Source organism: bacterium, assembly GCA_020440705.1.
Taxonomy (GTDB): domain Bacteria; phylum Krumholzibacteriota; class Krumholzibacteriia; order LZORAL124-64-63; family LZORAL124-64-63; genus JAGRNP01.
On the sequence record JAGRNP010000159.1, the window covers coordinates 1 to 6,821 of the forward strand.

Below are 6,821 nucleotides of genomic sequence, written 5' to 3' on the forward strand. Positions count from 1 at the left end.
CGTTCGGCAGTCGCACCAAGGCCTTCCAGGATTGGGCGGAGGCGAAGGGAAAGCCGGTGCTCGACGACGACCAGGCGGCCCTGATCGAGAGCCTGAACACGTCGGTGCGGGGCCACAAACACGCCGCGGCTCTGCTAGCCGACGGCGTCGCCGAGGGCGTGATCCGCGCCGAATACTGCGGCGTGCCGTGCCAGGCGCGACTGGACTGGCTGAACCCCGAGAGCGGAATCGTCGACCTGAAGACCTGCGACAACCTCGACTGGCTCCAGATGGATGCGCGCACTTACGGCTACGCCTACCAACTGGCCTTCTACCGATCCCTGGCCGCCACGCTCACGGGCCAGCGGCTTCCCGTCTACATGATCGCCGTGGAAAAGCGCGAGCCGCTGCGCACGGGGGTCTGGCGCATGAGCGAGGAGGTCCTCGGACTCGCCCAGAAGGAGAACGAGGAGGCCATCGCGCGCCTGATCGCCTGCCGGGAGAAGGACGAGTGGCTCACGGGCTATGAGGACATCCGCACCTACGACCTGATCTGACACAGGCGGAAGCGGGCGGAATGGCGTGACGCGCTGTAGCCCAGGCGCGTCGGGACTCCCTGGGTCCGCCCGCTTCCCCGCCAACCCTGACAGAAAGGAGAAACGACCGTGAAACTCTTGCAGCAAGTCACCACAGGCCGGAGCCCGGCACCGAGGCGGGTGATGCTCTACGGCACCCATGGCATCGGCAAGTCCACGTTCGCCTCATGCGCACCGGACCCGGTGTTCATCCAGACCGAAGACGGCCTCGGCGAGATCGACTGCGCCAAGTTCCCCGTCACCACGACGTTCGATGAGGCCATGAAGGCCCTGTCGGAGCTGTACACCGACAAGCATTCCTATCGAACCGTCGTGGTCGATTCGCTGGACTGGCTGGAGCGGCTGATCTGGGCCGACGTCTGCCGTCGCCGCAACGTCGAGAGCATCGAGGACATCGGCTACGCCAAGGGCTACGTGTTCGCCCTGACGCAGTGGCGCGAGTTCCTCGACGGCCTGTCGGCACTGCGTGGCGAGAAGGGCATGACGACGATCCTGATCGCCCACGCCCGCATCGAACGCTTCGAGAACCCCGAGACGGAATCCTACGACCGCTACGTGCCGCGCCTGCATCGCCTGGCCTCCCAGGTCCTGCAGGAGTGGTGCGACGAGGTCATGTTCGCCACGTTCAAGGTCTACACCAAGCAGACCGACGAGGGCTTCGATCGCAAGCGCAACCAGGGCATCGGCACTGGCGAACGCGTTCTGCGCACCGTCGAGCGCCCTTCCCACGTGGCCAAGAACCGTCTCGCCCTTCCCGAAGAGATGCCGCTGGACTGGAAAGTCTACGCCCAGCACATCCACCCCGAACCTGTCAGCGCGCCCCAGGGCGGCAAGACCAAAGGAGCGAAGTAGCCATGGCGAACCTCAACGGATTTGATGCCGCGACCGTCGACCCCGCGACCGATTTCGAGCCGCTGCCCGCGGGCAAGTATCTCGCGGTGATCACCGACTCGGAGATGAAGCCGACCAAGGCCGGAACCGGCCACTACCTGCAGATGACGTTCCAGGTCATCGACGGCCCGTTCAAGAACCGGCTGCTGTGGTCCAGGCTCAACCTGGACAACCCGAACCGCCAGGCGGTCCAGATCGCTCAGGGCGAGCTGTCGGCCATCTGCCGGGCGGTCGGCGTGCTGCAGCCCAAGGACTCGGTCGAGCTGCACAACCTGCCTCTGCAGATCACCGTGAAGTGCAAGAAGAGGGACGACACCGGCGACGTGGTCAACGAGATCCGCGGTTACGCCGGCAAGGACGCCGCCGCGGGCATGCCCCAGCAGGAGACCTCGAGCACTCCGCCCTGGGCCCGCCGATGATCGAGGTCGAGCTCCCGTTCCCTCCGTCGGTGAACCACTACTACCGGCGGGTCGGCTCCCGGACGCTCATCAGCCGCGAGGGGCGCAGGTTCCGTGAACGGGTCTGCGCCACGCTCGCCCGCCTCGGGATCGAGCGTCTGCAAGGGCCGCTGCACCTGGAGATCGAGGTGTACCCGCCGGACCGGCAGCGCAGGGACATCGACAACGTGCAGAAGGCGCTCCTGGACGCTCTCCAGCACGGTGGTCTGTACACGGACGACAGCCAGATCAAGAAGTTGAACATCGAGATGCGCGGCCGCGTCCGCGGTGGCCGCACCCTTGTGCGCCTGGAGGAGATCCCGGATGCTTGAACTGAGGCCGTACCAGCAAGCGTCGGTGGACGCGATCTATCGGCACCTCAGAGAACGGGACGATAACCCGTGCGTCGTGATCCCCACCGGCGGAGGCAAGACGCCGGTCATGGCCACGGTCTGCCGCGACGCGGTGGGCCGGTGGGGCGGCCGGGTCCTGATCCTGGCCCACGTGAAGGAGTTGCTGGAGCAGGCGCTGGAGAAGATCCAGATCGTGGCGCCCGAGATGTGGATGAAGACCGGGCTCTACTCGGCCGGCCTGAAGAGCCGCGACACCGAGCACCCGATCATCATCGCGGGCATCCAGTCGGTGTACAAGCGGGCCTGCGAGCTCGACGCGTTCGACCTGGTGATCATCGACGAGGCTCACATGATCCCGCCCGATGGGGATGGGATGTACCGGACGTTCCTCGAGGACGCCAGGAAGGTGAACCCGAACCTGCGGGTGATCGGCCTGACCGCGACCCCGTTCCGGATGAAGAGCGGGATGATCTGCGAGCCCGGCAACGTCCTGAACGAGGTGTGCTACGAGATCGGCGTGAAGGAGTTGATCGTTCAGGGCTACCTCTGCCCGTTGGTGACCAAGGGGGCGGCCGAGCCGTTGGATACGTCGGGCCTGCACGTCCGCGCCGGCGAGTTCGTGGCCGGCGAGGCCGAGGCGTTGATGGACACCGACGAACTCGTGGAGTCGGCCTGCCGGGAGATCGTCGAACAGGCGCGGACACGCCGGTCGGTGCTCGTGTTCACCTCCGGCATCAAACACGCGGAGCACGTCGCCGCCGCCCTGGGCCGGATGGTCAGCGAGCCGGTGGCGACCGTGTTCGGAGAGACGGCGAGCGAGGAGCGCGACCAGGTCCTGGCGGACTTCAAGACGGGCCGGATCAAGTACCTGGTCAACGTCAACGTGCTGACCACGGGGTTCGACGCACCGAACATCGATTGCGTGGCCATGGTGCGACCGACGCTATCCCCGGGGCTCTACTACCAGATGGTCGGGCGAGGCTTCCGGCTCAACGAGGGGAAGGAGAACTGCCTGGTCCTGGACTTCGGCGGCAACGTGCTGCGGCACGGACCGGTCGATGCGATCCGGGTCCATGCGGTCCACCACCGGGCGGGCGGAGAAGCACCCGCCAAGCAGTGCCCCGAATGTCTGAGCCTGATCGCCACCGGGTACACTGTGTGTCCCGACTGCGGCTACGAGTTCCCGCCTCCCGAGCGGCAGCAGCACGAAGCCACCGCTTCCACCGAAGGCATCCTGTCGGGCGAAGTCACGACAGAGGTCCACGAGGTTCGCGAGGTGTTCTACAGCGTCCACACCAAGAAGGGCGCGCCCGAGGATGCACCCAAGACGCTGCGGGTCGAGTACGAGGTTGGATTCCATCGATATTTCGCCGAGTGGATCTGCTTCGAGCATGACGGCTGGGCCCGCCACAAGGCCCAGTCGTGGTGGCGGAAGAGGTCGAATGCACCGGTGCCGCTGACGGCGGCCGAGGCTGCAGCTTTGGCCCAGGATGGAGCCCTCTGCGAGACCGGCACCATCACCGTGCGGACGGTGGTTGGGGAGCAGTTCCCGCGGATCGTGGGCTACGAGCTCGGCGACCGGCCGCCGTGGCGGGAACCCGGGATGGATGATGACCTCGAGCCGGTGGGCGCGATGATCGAGGGTGGCGTGCGGGCATACGACCCGCACGATGACGACGATCTACCCTTCTGACCGTGAATCGGATGTGTATGGGCGATCCCAAGACGACAATGCTGCAGGCCGCGTTGAGGTATGCGGAGCTCGGTTACCCGGTCTTTCCGTGCGTTTCGGGCGGGAAGGCCCCCGCGACGGCTCATGGGTTCCTCGACGCCACGACGGACGCCGGCCAGATCGAAGCCTGGTGGACGGCGCGGCCGGACTCGAACATCGGCATGCCGACCGCGGGCCTCTTCGTGGTGGACGTCGACGGGGCCGACAACCCCTGGCCAAGCGGTGACCGGGAAGGGCTGACGGGCTGCCCGGTGTCGCTGACTCCCCGCGGCGGTCGGCATCACGTCTTCCGACAGCCTCAGGGCAAGGCCTGGAAAAGCACGGCAAGCCGGCTCGCGCCGAAGGTCGACACCCGGGCCAACGGCGGCTACATCGTCCTGCCGCCCTCTGTGATAGGTGGGAAACCGTACCAATGGGTCGGGGAATTCGAGATCGCTCCGGCCGATCTGCCGGAACCCCCCGCGTGGCTCGTGGCCCAGGTCGAGGGAGCGGCGGACCTCTTCGGCCAGGAGGGAGATGGAACCGCGGGGGATGGGCCGGTCGCGCCCCAGGACGCGCCCGTGACGCCCCAGTGCGCGCCGGCGGCCACCGGTGGCAACGTGATACCAGCCGGGCACCGGAACGCCACGTTGGCGCGCCTGGGCGGGGCCATGCGCCGGGTGGGGATGAGCCAGGGGGAGATTCTGGCCGCCCTGGCCCGAGCCAACCAGGACCGTTGCAGCCCCCCGCTGAAGGACCGCGAAGTCGAGCGGATCGCGGCGAGCATCGCCAGGTACGAGCCCGATCAGGTGGCCGTCGCGGTAGCGGAGAACCACTGGGGGCAGGACAACGACGCTGCACCGGAAGACGAAGAGCTTCAGGACGTCCTCGATCCTGGGCCGATGCCAGACGAGCTGTTCAGGATCCCCGGCTTTGTATCCGAGGTCATGGATCACTGCCTGGACACCGCCCCCTACCCCAATCTGGTGATGAGCTTCGCTGGGTCCCTGGCACTGCAGGCGACGCTGGCCGGACGTAAGGTCCGGGACCCCGGGAACAACCGGACGAACCTCTACCTGTTGGGTCTAGCCCACTCAGCCGCCGGCAAGGACAGGCCTCGCAAGCTCAATACCGAGATCTTGCACGCTGTCGGGCTGTCGCATCAGCTCGGCGGTCGGTTCGCTTCCGGTGAAGGAATCCAGGACGCCCTCTTCACCGAGCCCTGCATGCTTTTCCAAACGGACGAGATCGATGGGATGCTGCAGTCGATCAACAAGGCCCGCGACGCCCGCCACGAGAACATCATGGGCACGATGCTGACGATCTACTCGTCCGCCGATTCGGTGTTCCCCATGCGGCGAAAGGCGGGTCGAGATGCCCCCGGGGCGATCGATCAGCCTTGCCTGGTGGTGTTCGGTACCGCCATCCCGAACCACTACTACGAGGCGCTTTCGGACCGGATGCTGACCAACGGCTTCTTCGCCCGCATGATCATCCTCGACTGCGGCGGGCGGTCGCCGGGACAGGAACCGAAGTTAAAGCCTTTGCCGGAGCGAGTCCTGGAGGCCGCTCAATGGTGGGCAGACTTCCAGCCCGGGACGGGCAACCTCGAGAACTGGCATCCGGACCCCAGGATTGTCCAGCACTCCGATGAAGCGAGGGCGATTCTGGTCGAGACACGCCTCGAGGCAGAGGCCGAGTACACGCGGGCTGAGTCCGCGGAGGATGAAGCCGGCACGACCGTCTGGGGTCGCGTGAGCGAGCATGCACGCAAGCTCGCCCTCCTCTATGCCATCAGTGAGAACCACCTGGAACCGAAGATTGGCCGCGCGGCAGCTGAGTGGGCGCGGCGATTCGTCACCCACCAGGCGCGGCGCATGCTTTTTATGGCCCAATCCCACGTGGCTGAGAATCCGTTCCAGGCGGAGTGCCTGAAGTTCCTCAAGAAACTCGCCGGGGCGCCCGGCGGAGAGCTCTCCCACAGCGTTCTTCTGAAGCGGATGAAGGTCGACGCCAAGACCTTCCAGGTGCTCGTGACGACCCTGGAGCAGCGCGGAGACATCGCCATCCGGACCGCCTGCGCCCGTGGAACGACGGCGCGCTTCTACAGGTTGGTGAGCCGCAGCCCCCTGCGGTGAAGAACCTCCGAAGGTGAAACACGACTAGGCACCAATGCCGCAATTCATTATTGGGCAACCAGTAGTGGACCGATTCACCATTTCACCCCCGTCTCGCAGGGGGTGAAAGAGTGTGAAGCGAGATTGCTGTAACTTATTACATACAAACACACTCTCTCTCCCTTTCCCTTTTCACCTACCCGCGCGCGTATACCTCTCCGCTTTCGCGCGCGTGTATGAGACCCCGGGGGTGAAGGGTGAAAAGGTGAAACGGTGGACTTTTGCATGTGGGGACGGGGACCGGATTGTTCTGAAGCCGACAGACCCCTCGATCGCCGAGAGGTCGTCGGTTCATAGCGGGTTCCTGCGAGCTAGGCTTCGGTCTGGACCTCCTTCATGATCGCCCGCACCGCCGCATCGTCCTTCCGCGCGGCGGCCACCAGCAGGTTGCGAGCGAACTTCGACGCCTTCCCTGGCCCGGCCGCCTTGTGGATGTCGATCCGCTCGGCCTCGGTCAGCCGGAAGGCGAACACGCAGAGCTCCTCGCGCGGGGCATTGACCTCGGCTGCAGGCTTCTCGGCGGCGGGCTTGCGGGCCCGCGTGGTCTTCTTGGTCGTCTTGGCCATCGGTCAGTTCCTTTCGCTCGGGTCCAGACGCGCGATCCGGCTGGGCTCTTTGCCGCAGCTCTCGCACGCCACGCGCCCGCCCTGGCGGTCGATCTCCGCCATGTCAGCGGG

General features: G+C 66.0%; 7 protein-coding genes. 6 read left to right on the top strand and 1 reads right to left on the bottom strand.

Annotated elements, in window-relative coordinates; genetic code table 11:
* From KDM41_16355 to KDM41_16380, 6 genes are all read left to right on the top strand, one after another.
* Positions 1-536: PD-(D/E)XK nuclease-like domain-containing protein (locus tag KDM41_16355; protein MCB1185001.1), on the top strand; the 536-nt coding region annotated here is incomplete at its 5' end.
* Between the two features lie 108 nt (positions 537-644).
* Positions 645-1,427 carry an ATP-binding protein gene (locus tag KDM41_16360; GenBank protein ID MCB1185002.1) on the top strand — a complete coding sequence of 261 codons (783 nt, stop codon included), beginning with the start codon at positions 645-647 and terminating at the stop codon, positions 1,425-1,427.
* Between the two features lie 2 nt (positions 1,428-1,429).
* On the top strand, positions 1,430-1,885 hold the full coding sequence (locus tag KDM41_16365) for a DUF669 domain-containing protein (protein MCB1185003.1): 456 nt from the start codon (positions 1,430-1,432) through the stop codon (positions 1,883-1,885).
* Positions 1,882-2,235, top strand: a complete 354-nt coding sequence (locus tag KDM41_16370) for a RusA family crossover junction endodeoxyribonuclease (GenBank protein MCB1185004.1) — start codon at positions 1,882-1,884, stop codon at positions 2,233-2,235. Before KDM41_16365 ends, KDM41_16370 begins: the two co-directional genes overlap by 4 nt.
* Positions 2,228-3,949 carry a DEAD/DEAH box helicase family protein gene (locus tag KDM41_16375; GenBank protein MCB1185005.1) on the top strand — a complete coding sequence of 574 codons (1,722 nt, stop codon included), beginning with the start codon at positions 2,228-2,230 and terminating at the stop codon, positions 3,947-3,949. The genes KDM41_16370 and KDM41_16375 overlap by 8 nt, the downstream gene beginning before the upstream one ends.
* Positions 3,950-3,966: 17 nt before the next feature.
* Positions 3,967-6,105 (top strand): bifunctional DNA primase/polymerase, encoded by a 2,139-nt coding sequence (locus KDM41_16380; protein ID MCB1185006.1) that lies wholly within the window; start codon positions 3,967-3,969, stop codon positions 6,103-6,105.
* A 350-nt stretch (positions 6,106-6,455) separates the two neighbouring features.
* On the opposite strand, the gene KDM41_16385 is transcribed toward KDM41_16380, so the two are convergent.
* On the bottom strand, positions 6,456-6,710 hold the full coding sequence (locus tag KDM41_16385) for a hypothetical protein (protein ID MCB1185007.1): 255 nt from the start codon (positions 6,708-6,710) through the stop codon (positions 6,456-6,458).
* Positions 6,711-6,821: the final 111 nt, after the last annotated feature.